Raw genomic sequence first — 14,254 nt, 5'->3', positions numbered from 1 at the left:
TCCCGGTATTATATTGATTTTACTTTTATCTGATATCCGCTGACAGACGCCGTTCCCCCCACCGTATAGATACCCCCATAACCGCCTTTGTGGTCATACATCCTGGTGGACATGGCCATGCAGTCATTGATGTACAGCACGCACAGGTCATCCTCCCGGAAAATCCTTATATGGTATGTATCTGATGCGGGCAGCTTCCTCGAAGTCTCAACCTGGCACGGTACATCGCCCTTAATCTGCCACTGATAGGCGCCCTGAACCGACCTGGGCCACATGTCCCATGCAGCCGTGTGCCCTGACAGGTCCATCCTGAGGAAATAACCGTTTTCCATTCCTGTATCCGTATGCAGCGCAACGCCGGCCTCAGCGGATTTTCCTGGAATCATGGTAAGCTCCAGTTCAAACCCCTGCTCCGGAACCGGAAACAGCACCGCGCCCAGGGTTTCAGATTGTATGGTGGTTTCCCCTGCTTCCTCTTTGGCGGTACAATGATAATAACATAAATCTTTGACAGGCCAAACCTGGTCATAGAAGTTTTTCATTGCCTCCGTGGGTTTCACCCGTAATATCCCGTCCTCCTCCTGGACAATCTCATGTGCAACCATGGTCCCGCCCCACTCCCAGGGACCGTAATCACTGTTTCCGGCCTTACTTGCAATCCATCCGAATGCAAATCTCCTCTGTCCGTCAGAGGCAGTCTTAATTGCATAATCCGCCCTGGTGTCAAACACATCGTCTTTTGGGATCTCCCACGGCCCGTCCAGTGTTTTGGCCATTCTGTAATGGGTGGTAAAACGGTCTGAAAATGTGGAGAATACAAGGTACCACCAGCTGCCCATCCGGAAGACTTCCGGACATTCCATTGTCACATACATTTCAGGGGCATAAAACGGTTCTTCACAGGTCCAGTTGACCAGATCCCTTGATTTGCACAGGGCCGTACAGCCGCCCCTATGGGCGCCGCCTCCCTTTTTCCTGGCAGCCAGCAGCATCCAGTAATTGCCCTCTTCCTCATTTTTAAATACGAAGGGATCGCGCCAGTCAAATGATTCATACATACAATCATCTGCCACGAACAGGAAATCCTCATCCGTTTCCCAATGAATCAGGTCCGTGCTGGACGCCCGCATCACGGACTGCACGCTCTTGCCATGAATCCGGATATCTGCATTGTAAGCAGTGTAGAACGCATAGTATTCATTTTCACCCTTCTTAATCACGGAACCAGTGTAAATGTTCTTATTTGGCCGGTCATCCCCTCCTCTTGCAATGGCCTCGCCCTGGTACCGGAATTTCCTGCAGTCCTCTGTGGTGGCCAGATGCCAGGTTGTCTGCTCTGCAAATTCTCCCGGGGTAATCCTGGGGTCGTGCAAATAGTATGCATAGTATGTGCCATTTTCATAGTATGGTATTAAGTCACCTACCCATGCATGGTCTGGTTTGAAAAATAATTTATCCATTTGCCCCATCCTTTGTCTTTACATTTTTCTCTCATTTGCACTTTCATTTTAGTTAATGCACACATAATTGTCAATGTATTTAGGGCGTCACTCTATGAATTTCGTATACATATACAGTGAATCCTGTGCTCTATTATGAATTTAATACAATATTTATGTTTGTACCAACAGGCTTGTCGTGTGCATATGCACCCATTCATGCACACTTCTCTTCTTGTGCATCCTCTTTTTTATAATGTTACATTTGAACACAAAAACTGTTTGCATTTTCCCCAAATGCACCTTATAATATGTTTATAAATAACTTCAGGAGGTTGTCATATGAACTGTACCATACAGGACATTGCCCATGAATTAAACATATCAAGAAATACGGTCTCAAAAGCCCTTAACGGAAAAGGCGGGGTATCAGAGGAAACCAAGCGGTTAATCTTTGAAAAGGCCCGTGAAATGAATTACAGGAATATATTAAATGAAACCTCTGTCCCTGCATCCTCATCCTCCCAGGGAACCATCCTTTTCCTGACAAAGGCGTCTGCTGACTACTCCGAATTCTGGGTCAATGTCATGAAAGGCATAGAATCCGTGCTGACTCCCTGCGGTTACACGCTTACCCTTGGCATCATCACGGATGATGAGCTGGAGAAAAGACAGTTCCCTCCCATTGTTTATGATACCTCCATCCAGGGCATCATCATGGTTGAGATATGCAGCCGGGAAGCCTGTGAGACATTAATCGAAACCGGCATCCCATGTGTAACCGTGGACATGCCAAAAGAATATGAGAACCTCATTGGCAGGCTGGACATCATAACCATGGAAAACAAGTCCAATGTAAGGCGGATTGTCAAGCTTTTGGCCAGTCAGGGCAAACGCCGTTTTTCCTTTGCCGGAGACATATACTCCTATAACGTGGGACGCGGATTTCAGGAGCGTTTTGACGCCCTCTGCGAAGCCCTTAATGAGCTGGGGCTTCCCCTTGACCAGGACCACTCCCTGCTCTATGAAACCAATAACCAGTACATGGATTTTCCCTATCTTGTCAATAAGCTTAAGTCCATGGAAGGGCTTCCCGACGTCTATATATGCGGCAATGACTGGACCGCCATACAGGTCATGCACGCCATGCAGTTCCTTGGACACCGTATTCCTGAGGAGGTTGCCTTCGTGGGCTTTGATGACATCAACCAGTCGGCCAAATGCAATCCCCCGCTGACAACCATACACACGCCCAAGGAACAGCTTGGCATAGCAGCCGCCAACTGCCTGCTGACCAGGATCAGGGCGCCCAAGACCCCCTGTGTCTTTTCCCAGTACTCCACGGAGCTGATCATAAGGGAGTCCACTGACATATAATAATAAATCCTTTTAAAACCCGGGATTAAATGATATACTAAACCTCAGACGCAAAACCGCTCACAGGAGCATTGCTTCATATGGCAGGTAAATATAAGAAAGGAGAAGCCTTATGTTCAGAATGTGGGGAAAATTAATGAAGGACAACCATCTGTTAAGGGATACCGTGATATGCATATCAGACTACTCCCTATCCAGGACCCAGATGGTTTTTGACTCCCTGGACTCCATCTGCTACGAGTTCAATCTGGAAAAGCCCATGTGGCTGGATTCCACTGTAAAGGATTTTAAGTATCACGATAAGGCCCGTTTTACACAGGACAATTTTATCGAGTCCATTGACTTTGATTTTCTTGAGATACAGGTTATAGAGGAATAGATAAGACGGGGCCCGGGGCTTCATTGCGCAAATAACAGCACCGGATTACAATCTGCAATTGAAAAGCCGTCCTGCTGACTTACATCATCAGCAGGACGGCCTTTTATCCTTTATGGATTTACCGTGCCAAACAGTCCATTACAGCCTTTTAAGCAGTTCTTCCCTCTGCTCCTCATATCCAGGCTTGCCTAAAAGTGCGAACATATTTTTCTTATAGCTCTCCACACCCGGCTGATTAAACGGATTAATACCCAGAATATAACCGCTTACACCGCAGGCAAATTCAAAGAAGTAGAACAGTTCCCCCAGATAGAACGCATTCTGCTCCGGTACCTTAACCATCAGGTTGGGTACATTGCCGTCTGTGTGAGCCAAAATCGTGCCGTTCATGGCACTCTTATTAACAAAATCCACGCTCTTCCCAGCCAGGTAGTTCATTCCGTCGGTATCCACGTCTTCTTTATTCAGGAGAATCTCTTCCGGAGATTCCTCCACATTGATCACTGTCTCAAACATGATACGTGCTCCGTCCTGGATGAACTGTCCCATGGAGTGCAGATCTGTGGTCAGATCCACTGCTGCCGGGAAAATGCCTCTCTGATCCTTGCCCTCGCTCTCACCATAGAGCTGCTTCCACCACTCGGACACGTAGTGAAGGCTTGGCTCATAGTTGGCCACAATCTCAACTGATTTGCCTTTGCGGAGCAGGATGTTGCGCACTGCCGCATAAAGCAGGGCAGGGTTGGACTCATATGGGGTCTCCAGCGCCTTCTTCCTTCCTGAAGCAGCGCCTTCCATCAATTTATCAATATCCGCTCCACTGACCGCGATTGGCAGAAGGCCTACAGCTGTCAATACGCTGAATCGCCCGCCTACGTCATCCGGTACAACGAATTCCTCATATCCTTCTTCATCCGCCAGATTCTTAAGGGCGCCTTTAGCCTTGTCTGTGGTTGCGTAGATACGCTTGTTAGCCTCTTCTTTGCCATATTTTTCAATCAGCATCTCCTTGAATACACGGAATGCGATTGCGGGCTCAGTGGTAGTGCCTGACTTGGAAATGATATTGATGGAGAAATCCTTTCCTTCCAATACCTGCTTTAAATCATGGATATACTTGCTGCTGATGCTGTTGCCCACAAAATAAATCTCAGGTGTCTTACGAACGCTCTTAGGTAACACATTATAAAAGCTGTGTGACAGAAATTCAATGGCCGCCCTGGCTCCCAGATAGGAACCGCCGATTCCCACTACCAAAAGGACATCTGAATCACTCTGAATCTTAGCTGCCGCCTTCTTAATCCTTGCAAACTCATCCTTGTCATAATCCACAGGCAAGTCAATCCATCCCAGAAAATCGCTGCCCGCTCCCGTCTTACTGAGCAAGGTTTCCTTTGCACTCATTACCGTAGTCTTAAAGTTGGCCATCTCCTCAGCAGAAATGACTCCTGCTGTCTTGGAATAATCAAATGTTACTTCCTTTACCATAATTCGCGCTCTCCTTTTCTTATGTCCATGGATGGACATCCATGCCAATCCATGCCTCTATCTATTGCGGTAAAGCCGCTTATCGTTTAAATTATACCATATCCTGCCTTATAATTCTATTTCTTTCTAATTCCATCAACTAATTACACGAAAATAATGCTGCACTAATTAATCCTATGTAGCTGATTTTCAGATTTATGAAATAAACTCCTTTAACAATTCCCCAAGCATGCGCTTCTGGTCCGGATTCAGGTCCTGAAGCCAGTTGTCCTTGGACTTGTCCTCCTGTCTCTCCCTGCTGGCAGCAGTCTGCTCCAGCCCCCGTCTGTTGTTATTATTTGAACGGCGTTCCCTTCCTATGGAGCGTACAGGCGCCGGTTCCCTGCGCTCCTCCTCTGCTGTAACGGCAGGCACATGGTCCGCACTGCCCTCGCGGTTCATTCTCGGCCACATCACATTTTCCATATAATCCTGTAAACAGGTGAGAAGCTGCTGGCGCTTGGCCTCCAGATTCACCCCGTAATCCACCAGCATGGTAAACATGCCTGCCAGGATACCGATGGAGCCGTAAAGAACAATATAATAATTATCACTTCTATACCAATAAGAGAGGAATGCTGCCCCGCCTCCTGCCAGGAAGCAGAGAAGTGTCAGCTGCCCTGACAGGTTGTCCAGTCCTCTTGCAGTCATTCCTGCGGTACGGAGGCTGTACATCTGGCGTTCCAGATAAACACGTGTGTTGCTCATACCCTGATTAATTCTATATGTATCCTCTGCATTCTGTTTCAAATTACGCAGACACTTGTTCTTGGTCAATGCCATATTGGTACTCTCTTTAATTAATCGTTTGTAGAAGCTTCCCGCCATCAGCCGGCTGAATACCCCTGCCAGGCAGATTGCTGCCAGCACATACAGTGCCCTTCCTGTTTGTAAAAAGCTCATCATTGTAAAAGCCCCTTTCTTCTTCCCGGATTCCTTCCAGTTACTATACTATGGTTGACGGTATCTGATGGGCGGCCGCATTGCGGCAGGCTCCATTGTCCGTCGTTTGGGAAATGCCCCTGCAGTCAGGCGTTTCCCGGTAAAGTCTATTATAGCAACGGATTTTGATTTGGGAAGTTGAGAAAGCCTAGAATCGTTCGCCAAATTCTCCTAAAAAACGATTCTGAAAGGTAAGTCATCCCTTAAGAAGCCTGTATATTAAGGCCCTGTCCCCTCCTTTCCCCACAGCCCCCTTCCCCCAATCCAGTAAATAATCATGCCTGCGGGAACATATAGTTTAAATTCTAGTCCCTGTCCGGGATATATGATATGGCTGCTTAACCCGGCAATCGGGATGCCAGATGTAAGGTTCAGATGCCTGCCGGACCCGTCTGTCCCGTCTGTCCTATCTGTCCCGTCTGTCCCATCCGTACCATCTGTCCCTTCTGCAATTACTGAAATCTCGGGGCAGCATGCAGCTGCAAGCAGCAGGATAAGCGCAGTCCATTCCTATCCGTACCGCGGGCGCGGGCGGAAGCAGATAACCGCAGTGACCATTGTTCCTGTTATGGCTTCTACCAAGGGCCTGTTTGAAGATTGCTTTCCGGTTTGAAGATTGTTTTCCGTCAGGCGTGCATCCCCCTTTGCAGGTGATTTGGTCCCGATGAGGGAGGCGTCGCGGGCTACGTTGACCGAATCAGTAATCAAATCTGCCGCAAAATAAGGCGTGCTTTGCCCTAAGGAGTCCCTATGATGCATTTATTAGGACAGATGCCAGGAATATATGTTCAAGCAGGCCCAAGAACGCAGACATGGGCAAACCGGGCGTTTTTAGATTATGCTTTTACGCCTTGTCCATTTATGGCTTTAAACGGTTTCCTTCTATAATATAATGAAACGCTCCGGACTGCCTTTTCCTAATATTATGGAACGCTCCATACTGCCTTTTCCTATTATTATGGAACGCTCCGGACTGCCCTCTCCCTGTTCCAATCAATGACTTTACAATTAGGTTTATGTTTGCTTCGTTTATGTCTGCTTCCATGGATTGTTATACAATGAACTTTATGTTTGTTCCTATGGATGGTTTTAGCATTGGCTTTGGTTTTAGCATTGGCTTTGAGTATCGTTCCATATGCGGCATTACAAATTACTTTGGGAATGGCTTTGGAAATGATTTCGGAAAGCAGCCCATACAGCACAAAGAACCTCCTGGAAAAAACCAGAGGTTCCCGATGCTAAAAAGTACCCTATAACTGCTTAATAAGAGCGTATCATCTCCATCAGCAGGTTTACCGAATGTGTGATTGCCTTTGCCTCAAACGCAGGATAATCTACCGTAGCGCTGTCATCCGCCTTATCCGAGATAGCCCTTACAATCAAAAACGGAATGGAATTCAGGTAACATGCCTGTGCAATGGCTGCCCCTTCCATCTCAGTACAATATCCGGCAAACGTCTCCACAAGCCATTGCTTCTTACCCTTATCCGAAATAAACTGGTCCCCTGTCACAACACGGCCCACGAATGTGTGTATATCCGGGTTCACCCTGGCACAGCACTCCTTAGCCAGCTGAACCAGCTTCCCATCTGCCTCAAAGGCAAGTGTATCCACACGTGGAATCTGTCCCACTGCGTATCCAAAACCAGAGGCATCCACATCATGCTGCAGCGCATCATCAGACAAAACAATATCCCCGATATCTATCTCTGCCTTAAGGGAACCTGCTATGCCTGTATTCACAATTCCCTCAACCTTATATATATCTGCCAGTATCTGTGTACACATGGCGGCATTGACCTTACCAATGCCGGAACGCACCACCACTACATCCTTCCCGTCCAGTCTGCCCTTATAAAAATCCATAGCCGCCCTGGTTTCCACCTGCACGTCTGTCAGCTGTTCCTTAAGCCTGGACACTTCTTCATCCATGGCTCCAATAATTCCTAACATAAAAACCTCCTTCTTGTCCCCTGTAGGGCACCTATCCTTTATTATATCCGAAGTGTACGGTTTTTCAAGTATAAAGCTTATTCGCACTTGACATTCCCATATTCATAAGGCATAATCTGATATACATGAATGATTTAAGCAGGAGGCTATATACATGAGGTATAAAACACAAGGAGTCTGTTCACGGGAGATATCCTTTGAAGTAAAAGATAACAAGCTTACCAATGTCCAATTCGTAGGCGGGTGTTCCGGCAACACCCAGGGCCTGTCCAGACTGATAGAAGGAATGGACATAGACGAGGCCATCACAAGGCTGGACGGCATCCACTGCGGCCCCAGGCCCACATCCTGTCCGGATCAGTTAGCCAGGGCTTTGAAGCAATATAAGGAACAGTAGGGTTGTACATGGGAGTAAAGTTAAGGCAGGTCGGGGGACCTGCCTTTTGATTTGGTTTATTTAGTTAAATTAGTCTAATAAGATGCCATCGGTGACTGGGCTGAAGCCTTCGAATTCGCCCTTGTATGTTACAGAAAATGAACCTCTTAGACGGTAATAAAAACCTCTAGGTTGGTCTATAAACGAAATATCAACTGTAGGCATAACCAAACCCTCTGTACCTTCTTCAGCATAAAATTCTTCTTCATGATAGCTTACTTGACGCCATCTCTCCGCCTCTGCATCCCAGCGATCTAAATATATAGTAATATACGCTTCATCTACCGGAAATCTTGTTAATGCCACAGCAAGGGCACCTATTGTGCCATCTCCATTATTCTTAATTGTTAAATCAGCACTAATAAAAAATTCACCACGCGCTTGGGCACTTTCAGTTACCTTACTTTGTTTTACTCCAGGAGGCAGTAATTTGGAGTCTACATTTACAGATGTATGGCTATCAGGAATAAACGGTATAGCAAACACATTAATCGTAGCAAGAATACTTATCATAATGGCACTTACCGAAGTTATAATTAATCTCTTCATTTTTCATCCTCCGTATTTAAAATGTCAGCTCTTCTGCCATTTGTTGGAAAAGTTCATACTCAACAGTCCCAACTAATCTATAGAATGCCCCTTCAATAATAATTGATGTTTCTATCGTTACCTTATTGTCTTTATGAAACTCCTTTCTTATTGTTAAATCTTCCTTTAGCCACTTATTATATGTAACATTTTCTTCTTCAGATTTCAAGTCAGATTTATAATTATGTGACACTTCTGTGTTATATTTTGATTGTATAAAATAAAGGAAATCATCCTTATATCGGAAACTCATATAAGCCACGCCATCTTCCATTTGCATCTCTTCAAAACTCATCTCACTTGGCACAAACCCGAGTCGCAAAGGTTTTATCTCTAATTTATCCATTATTAAAGCATACGCTTCTTCCTCCCCATTAACCGCCACCTTATTCATATCATTATTGAATACAACGCCATTGCTTCCAATCTCATCCTTCCGCTCCCGGAAAAAATAAGACTTCCTTCCCACCGCCACGATACTACCACTACCAGCTATCAAACATGCAATCAACCCAATTGCGGCCAGCCGCTTCCATCCGAACCTGACTCGGATAACCTTGTCTTCTCCTGGTTCTTCGGATCCGGCCTGTTCAGTTGTATCCGCTGACTCAGCCCTTTCTTCCTGTATCCTGGACCAGATTTTCTCAAACTCATCTGCGGCTGGTTCAGGAATGGGCAGGGGAATATCTGTATTGCTGGCTGCCTCAAATTCGTCTAAAAGGTCTTCCCTTGAACAATCACACATTTCCCGAAGCAGGAAGTCTATTGTTTTGTCCTTGTCCTGTTCTGAATCTTTGTTATAATCTCCCACGTGACACCTCTGTTTACAAAATCTCCTAAAGTTACCTTTGCCTTTAGGGTTGACTTTTTGCGTTTAATGCTTACTATAATAGTAGACGTTTATGATTCGGGATTTTCCCCATCATAATATAACCTTCAGGAGGTTTTCATGAAAAAAATCATTCTTACCGGCGGCGGTACTGCCGGACACGTCACTCCCAACCTGGCTTTGATTCCTTCCCTCAGGGAAGCTGGCTATGATATCCGCTATATCGGCTCCTATCAGGGCATGGAACGCAAGCTTATTGAAAATGCAGGTATTCCCTATGACGGCATATCCTCTGGTAAGCTGCGCAGGTATTTTGACATCAAGAACTTTTCTGACCCGTTCCGCGTCATCAAGGGTTATGGAGAAGCGCTGCGTCTCATCAGACGTTATAAGCCAGATGTAGTGTTTTCCAAAGGCGGGTTCGTTGCAGTCCCCGTGGTACTGGCTGCCAGGCATTATAAAATCCCCACCATCATCCACGAATCCGATATGACTCCCGGACTGGCTAATAAAATCTGCATTCCTTCTGCTTCCAAGGTCTGCTGTAACTTTCCTGAGACACTGAAATATCTCCCGGAAGACAAGGCAGTCCTTACAGGCTCCCCCATCCGGAAAGAACTGCTTCAGGGTGACCGCCTGTCAGGCCTGTCTTATTCCCACCTCAGTGCAGATAAGCCTGTCCTTCTGATTATTGGCGGAAGTCTTGGCTCTGTCACAGTGAACCAGGCCGTACGCAGTATACTTCCACGTCTTCTTGCCAAATACCAGGTAATACATATCTGCGGCAAGGGCAATCTGGACGAAAGCCTGATTGGTACAGCCGGATATGTACAGTATGAATATGTAGACGCCCCATTAAAGCATCTGTTCGCAGCAGCCGATATCGTCATCTCCAGAGCCGGAGCCAATTCCATCTGTGAGCTGTTGGCCCTGCGCAAACCAAATCTTCTGATTCCCCTGTCCGCTTCTGCCAGCCGCGGCGACCAGATCCTCAATGCAAATTCCTTTGCGAAACAGGGATTCAGCAAGGTTCTGGAAGAGGAGTCCATAACAAATGAAAGCCTGTTTCAAGCAATCGACGACCTGTACCAAAACAGGGCATCCTATATACAGGCCATGGAACAGAGCAGTCTTAACAATGCGGTGGAGACTGTCATGTCCCTCATTGAATCATGTGAAAAATCATCTTAAGGCCAGTTATCATCATTTAACAATATCTCCAGATATTTTCTGATACGGCTGACCCGGGAATAGCAGGCCTTTTCTGTAATGTTCAGGATCTCGCACACTTCCCTGGTTGGCCGCCCCTCTATTAATCTTAAGACAGCCACCTGCCTCCAGTTCTCAGGTAGTTTCTCAATCTCCTTAAGAAGGGCCTGACACTTTTCTTTACTTACCACAAAATCCGGAAGACTGCCAGACCTGTCATGAGATGGATAACTCTCGCTGTTATATGCTTCTTCATCCAGCTCCCCATAGCTTCTGTGCTTCATCTTACGGTGATAATCCATACAGCGGCTTTTGAGAATGGTTATTAACAGCATCTTGGTATTGTCCAACGGCAGGTCAAGTGAATAATCATAGTGGGCATACGAGACAAATGTATCCTGAACCACATCATCGATATAATCATATGGAATGTCGTTGACATAAGCCATCTTTCTCAGTATCAGCTGGAAATCCAGGTACATTTCCTCAAACTTCTTTCTCTTATCAGCATCCATTTTCTTTTCCATAGTCAATTCATCTTTACAAGCTGGTCTTAATTTTTTCTGCAATCTGAGCCAGTTCCTCCGGTGATGCCGTACCGGGAATCCAGCTTACTATCGATGGACCATTCTCATATCTGGGAATTATGTGCATATGGAAATGAAACACAGTCTGTCCTGCCGATTCACCGTTATTCTGAACCAGGTTAAAACCGGAACATCCAAGGGACTTCTTCATTGCAGCGCCAATCTTAGCACCCAGCAGAAGTACCTTTGCCGCAATCTCCTCATCCAGGTCACATACATCTGCAAAATGCAGTTTCGGCAGAATGAGTGCATGTCCTCTGGAAGCCGGACCTAAATCCAGGATTACCCGGAACTGCTCATCCTCGTACAGGGTTGTTGACGGAATTACCCCGTTTGCTATTTTACAAAAAATACAATTGTCATCTGTCATATTGAAAGTCCTCCTTCTGCTGCGGTTTACACAGCTGTAGTTTCTACCTTCCTGTATCGGAAATCCTGGCAGTATGTTTCCTCCGGTACCGAAAGATACTTAAGATGAAGCCGGAAAACAGGCCTCCTATGTGGGCCCAATTGTCTACTCCTGACGCGGTAAAACCATGGTACAGACTCAGGATGATCATGAACCCCAGCTGCCGGTTGGTAAGACCGTCCAACTGGCCATGATTAACAGCAACCACATAGACCAGGCCGCCTACCACACCGAAAATGGCTCCTGAAGCCCCTGCTGATACTGCTGCATATGCCGACCCCATATGAACCATTATGGATATGATATTCGCAACAATACCGCTGACAATATAAAATATAAGATATTTTACATGTCCCAGGACCTGTTCCATTCTCTCGCCCAACACAAAGAGGACCAGCATGTTATTCACTAAGTGACTGGCCCCAAAATGCAGGAACATGGAAGTAAACAACCGGTAATACTCACCACGCAAGACAACAAGCGGTTCATAGACGGCTCCGTGCATTATCATGAACATTGTATCTTCCGTGTCACCGATTAACTCAAAATAAAGAAAAATAAGCACATTCACAGCAATTAACGCTATATTGACATATGCCTTATCCTTTATCTTATAAGCTTGCATCGGTCTTCCTCACATCATCAATGATATCTTATCTTAGCATACTTTCAAGTTCTTGTTAAGTGGGTAAGTAACAATATAATTAATTTTATCATCCCCCTCCCATGTATTTTTTGTAATATATCACATTTTTTAAGCAAAAGGCTCACTTTTATGTCAACCGCTTGCGGCTGTCTGCTGTTATTCAAATACATACCCTACATCTGCAATATATATTTCATCGCCTGCCTTTATTAAAGAGGTTTCATTTGCATCAAGCGCCTTGCCATTCACCCGCGTTCCATTGGTGGAATTAAGGTCTGTCACCGTATAATTTTTTCCCTCATTATCAATCCTCAGGTGAAAACGGCTGACTGTATCCTTTTGCAGCGTGTAATCAGCCAGATTCTTGTTTTTACCTATGACAAACGGATAATATGGAAGAATGATGTCCTCCCCCCCTTCATCCAGCGCCCTCAGACGGCGGACTCCCTCACCTGAGGGTTCTCCGCATAAAAGTGCGGTCCGGAACACCTCATCTTCCAATGGTTCCGGGCTGCTTTTTGCCTCCTGGACATTCCTGGGCGCAGGTTCCATTGCGTTTTTATCTGTCTCCAAGGGCCATGTTTCCTCTTTATCATCATATAGGATCCTCCAGGAATCCTGCTCCGGTTCCTGTCCTGACTCAAGTCCCCCATCCGTGGCCGCCTCATGTTTTCCATTTATTTTGTATAAGAGGATCCGCAGGATATTAGCAGCAGCCAGGAACAGGAAAAGGCCTGAGTCCAGCCAGACCAGCGTGGCCTTCATGGAAGCCAGTCTTCCCGTTCCGCCAAATAACCAGATTGCCATGGGAACCAGAACAACGGCCCCTATCCACACCCCGGCCAGTTTTGCCATAGAAACAAGTTCCTTTTTCATACTATTTTTCCGAGCGCCGCCTTTATGGATATCCCTGTCCGGCATCCCACCTTCTTTCTCCTCATTCCGTCTATTTTCATATTCCTTGTCAGGTACCAATTCCCCATCTGCCTGATATTCATATCTGTCCTTATACCCAGAACCTGAAACATGCTGTTCCTTCTCCTTTGCCAGCTCCCTTTTATCATTATCTGAAACAATAAACTTTAAAATGTCATCCAGGCCGTAATTTTCCTTCAGGCTTTCCTGATATACCCCATATGCCAGGACCACGCATTCCCTGTCCTTGTGATTCACACACTTTAGTATATACTGCAAAAAACGGCTCAACTGTTCCGGAAATACCCCGGTCTGTCCCGGAACCAGGCACAGTCCTATCTGGAACAGCTCCGGATCCATGTAAATCAGACCGGGGTCCAGCAGGATGCCTCCATCCCCCAGCAGATACTCTTCCATCCGCATCAAGGCAACATGAATCTGTATCAGGATCTGGCAGATTTCATCCCTGCTTATAAAACGCGCATCCAGCAGGCGGCTTAAAGGCTGCCTGGATGTAATATCATAATAGTAAAGGGAACTCCCATCCTGATACCGGATGTGCATGCGCAGAAGCCCCTGAATCTCATTGCCGGCAAGCATACGGGCTTCATATCCGGGAGTGGTACCGGAATCCGGTGTAATGACCAGATAATTGTGCTTAATTTCCCGCCTGTAACTAATCTCCATCCTCTTCTCCCAGACCCTCAATTAATGTGATTTTCCGCAGGAATGCTTCCGGCCTGAACCGTTTTCCTTCAATCTCATGACTCCATCCCGTGCCCTGTGCCTTTCCCGATATGCGGTTCCATCTGCTTTTTAACTGTATCTGATAACCGGACAATGTCATGGGACGGCCCATATTATCCTGAACCATTGACGCCACCACATGAAGTTCTGCGCCTTTTTCATGCCTGCCTTTTTCCACTGCTTCATGAAGGCCCATGGCGCCAACCGTCTCGTCTCGGATACGTGCAGCCTGATGGATCATCATGGATATGGACAGCAGGACTGCCGCCAT

At 46.3% G+C, this 14,254-nt stretch carries 15 protein-coding genes; 4 read left to right on the top strand and 11 right to left on the bottom strand.

What is annotated here, in order from left to right; all coding sequences use genetic code 11:
• Positions 1–8: 8 nt before the first annotated feature.
• Complete coding sequence (locus DWX59_RS24470) at positions 9–1,460, bottom strand: glycoside hydrolase family 32 protein (RefSeq protein WP_117562469.1); 1,452 nt, start codon at positions 1,458–1,460, stop codon at positions 9–11.
• Between the two features lie 321 nt (positions 1,461–1,781).
• Here DWX59_RS24470 and DWX59_RS24465 point away from each other — a divergent pair, with 321 nt between their 5' ends.
• Together DWX59_RS24465 and DWX59_RS24460 are read left to right on the top strand one after the other, a co-directional pair.
• Positions 1,782–2,816, top strand: a complete 1,035-nt coding sequence (locus tag DWX59_RS24465; RefSeq protein ID WP_117562466.1) for a LacI family DNA-binding transcriptional regulator — start codon at positions 1,782–1,784, stop codon at positions 2,814–2,816.
• A gap of 112 nt (positions 2,817–2,928) precedes the next feature.
• The gene (locus tag DWX59_RS24460) at positions 2,929–3,195 is read left to right on the top strand and encodes a hypothetical protein (RefSeq protein WP_117562464.1); all 267 of its coding nucleotides are present in this window, start codon (positions 2,929–2,931) and stop codon (positions 3,193–3,195) included.
• A 138-nt stretch (positions 3,196–3,333) separates the two neighbouring features.
• On the opposite strand, the gene DWX59_RS24455 is transcribed toward DWX59_RS24460, so the two are convergent.
• The 3 genes from DWX59_RS24455 to DWX59_RS24435 all read right to left on the bottom strand — a co-directional run bounded on the left by DWX59_RS24455 (position 3,334) and on the right by DWX59_RS24435 (position 7,617).
• Positions 3,334–4,683, bottom strand: coding sequence for a glucose-6-phosphate isomerase (locus tag DWX59_RS24455; RefSeq protein ID WP_040380463.1), 1,350 nt, complete (start codon positions 4,681–4,683; stop codon positions 3,334–3,336).
• A gap of 195 nt (positions 4,684–4,878) precedes the next feature.
• Positions 4,879–5,628, bottom strand: coding sequence for a hypothetical protein (locus DWX59_RS24450; protein WP_117562461.1), 750 nt, complete (start codon positions 5,626–5,628; stop codon positions 4,879–4,881).
• A 1,296-nt stretch (positions 5,629–6,924) separates the two neighbouring features.
• A complete protein-coding gene (locus DWX59_RS24435; RefSeq protein ID WP_117562454.1) occupies positions 6,925–7,617 on the bottom strand; it encodes a 5'-methylthioadenosine/adenosylhomocysteine nucleosidase in 693 nt (230 codons plus the stop codon).
• Between the two features lie 154 nt (positions 7,618–7,771).
• On the opposite strand from DWX59_RS24435, the gene DWX59_RS24430 reads away from it, so the two are divergent.
• Complete coding sequence (locus DWX59_RS24430) at positions 7,772–8,014, top strand: TIGR03905 family TSCPD domain-containing protein (RefSeq protein WP_117562451.1); 243 nt, start codon at positions 7,772–7,774, stop codon at positions 8,012–8,014.
• 69 nt (positions 8,015–8,083) lie between these two features.
• Here DWX59_RS24430 and DWX59_RS24425 read toward each other — a convergent pair whose 3' ends face one another.
• A complete protein-coding gene (locus tag DWX59_RS24425; protein ID WP_117562449.1) occupies positions 8,084–8,602 on the bottom strand; it encodes a DUF6147 family protein in 519 nt (172 codons plus the stop codon).
• A gap of 16 nt (positions 8,603–8,618) precedes the next feature.
• On the bottom strand, positions 8,619–9,452 hold the full coding sequence (locus DWX59_RS24420; RefSeq protein ID WP_353626784.1) for a hypothetical protein: 834 nt from the start codon (positions 9,450–9,452) through the stop codon (positions 8,619–8,621).
• Positions 9,453–9,590: 138 nt separating this feature from the next.
• Here DWX59_RS24420 and DWX59_RS24415 point away from each other — a divergent pair, with 138 nt between their 5' ends.
• Positions 9,591–10,661, top strand: coding sequence for an undecaprenyldiphospho-muramoylpentapeptide beta-N-acetylglucosaminyltransferase (locus tag DWX59_RS24415; RefSeq protein ID WP_117562447.1), 1,071 nt, complete (start codon positions 9,591–9,593; stop codon positions 10,659–10,661).
• Here DWX59_RS24415 and DWX59_RS24410 read toward each other — a convergent pair.
• The 5 genes from DWX59_RS24410 to DWX59_RS24390 form a co-directional block, all read right to left on the bottom strand.
• Positions 10,658–11,206 (bottom strand): RNA polymerase sigma factor, encoded by a 549-nt coding sequence (locus DWX59_RS24410; RefSeq protein WP_117562445.1) that lies wholly within the window; start codon positions 11,204–11,206, stop codon positions 10,658–10,660. The genes DWX59_RS24415 and DWX59_RS24410 overlap by 4 nt on opposite strands.
• Positions 11,207–11,219: 13 nt before the next feature.
• Entirely contained in the window at positions 11,220–11,636 is a 417-nt protein-coding gene (locus DWX59_RS24405; protein ID WP_117562443.1) for an HIT family protein, read from the bottom strand.
• Positions 11,637–11,679: 43 nt separating this feature from the next.
• Positions 11,680–12,300: a rhomboid family intramembrane serine protease gene (locus DWX59_RS24400; protein ID WP_117562441.1), complete on the bottom strand. Its 621-nt coding sequence runs from the start codon at positions 12,298–12,300 to the stop codon at positions 11,680–11,682.
• Positions 12,301–12,477: 177 nt separating this feature from the next.
• Complete coding sequence (locus DWX59_RS24395; protein ID WP_117562439.1) at positions 12,478–13,923, bottom strand: DUF6382 domain-containing protein; 1,446 nt, start codon at positions 13,921–13,923, stop codon at positions 12,478–12,480.
• The gene (locus DWX59_RS24390; protein ID WP_117562589.1) at positions 13,913–14,254 is read right to left on the bottom strand and encodes a hypothetical protein; all 342 of its coding nucleotides are present in this window, start codon (positions 14,252–14,254) and stop codon (positions 13,913–13,915) included. The genes DWX59_RS24395 and DWX59_RS24390 overlap by 11 nt, the downstream gene beginning before the upstream one ends.

Source organism: Enterocloster aldenensis, from assembly GCF_003434055.1.
Lineage (GTDB): Bacteria > Bacillota > Clostridia > Lachnospirales > Lachnospiraceae > Enterocloster > Enterocloster aldenensis.
Note: the sequence above shows the minus strand (reverse complement) of the source record. Positions and strands in the feature narration are given on the sequence as shown.

What these genes read in the sequence shown, in the direction of transcription:
- DWX59_RS24470 (WP_117562469.1), bottom strand. Translation starts at nt 1,460, where the DNA reads ATGGATAAATTATTTTTCAAACCAGACCATGCATGGGTAGGTGACTTA.
- DWX59_RS24465 (WP_117562466.1), top strand. Translation starts at nt 1,782, where the DNA reads ATGAACTGTACCATACAGGACATTGCCCATGAATTAAACATATCAAGA.
- DWX59_RS24460 (WP_117562464.1), top strand. Translation starts at nt 2,929, where the DNA reads ATGTTCAGAATGTGGGGAAAATTAATGAAGGACAACCATCTGTTAAGG.
- DWX59_RS24455 (WP_040380463.1), bottom strand. Translation starts at nt 4,683, where the DNA reads ATGGTAAAGGAAGTAACATTTGATTATTCCAAGACAGCAGGAGTCATT.
- DWX59_RS24450 (WP_117562461.1), bottom strand. Translation starts at nt 5,628, where the DNA reads ATGATGAGCTTTTTACAAACAGGAAGGGCACTGTATGTGCTGGCAGCA.
- DWX59_RS24435 (WP_117562454.1), bottom strand. Translation starts at nt 7,617, where the DNA reads ATGTTAGGAATTATTGGAGCCATGGATGAAGAAGTGTCCAGGCTTAAG.
- DWX59_RS24430 (WP_117562451.1), top strand. Translation starts at nt 7,772, where the DNA reads ATGAGGTATAAAACACAAGGAGTCTGTTCACGGGAGATATCCTTTGAA.
- DWX59_RS24425 (WP_117562449.1), bottom strand. Translation starts at nt 8,602, where the DNA reads ATGAAGAGATTAATTATAACTTCGGTAAGTGCCATTATGATAAGTATT.
- DWX59_RS24415 (WP_117562447.1), top strand. Translation starts at nt 9,591, where the DNA reads ATGAAAAAAATCATTCTTACCGGCGGCGGTACTGCCGGACACGTCACT.
- DWX59_RS24410 (WP_117562445.1), bottom strand. Translation starts at nt 11,206, where the DNA reads ATGGAAAAGAAAATGGATGCTGATAAGAGAAAGAAGTTTGAGGAAATG.
- DWX59_RS24405 (WP_117562443.1), bottom strand. Translation starts at nt 11,636, where the DNA reads ATGACAGATGACAATTGTATTTTTTGTAAAATAGCAAACGGGGTAATT.
- DWX59_RS24400 (WP_117562441.1), bottom strand. Translation starts at nt 12,300, where the DNA reads ATGCAAGCTTATAAGATAAAGGATAAGGCATATGTCAATATAGCGTTA.
- DWX59_RS24395 (WP_117562439.1), bottom strand. Translation starts at nt 13,923, where the DNA reads ATGGAGATTAGTTACAGGCGGGAAATTAAGCACAATTATCTGGTCATT.
- DWX59_RS24390 (WP_117562589.1), bottom strand. Translation starts at nt 14,254, where the DNA reads ATGGCGGCAGTCCTGCTGTCCATATCCATGATGATCCATCAGGCTGCA.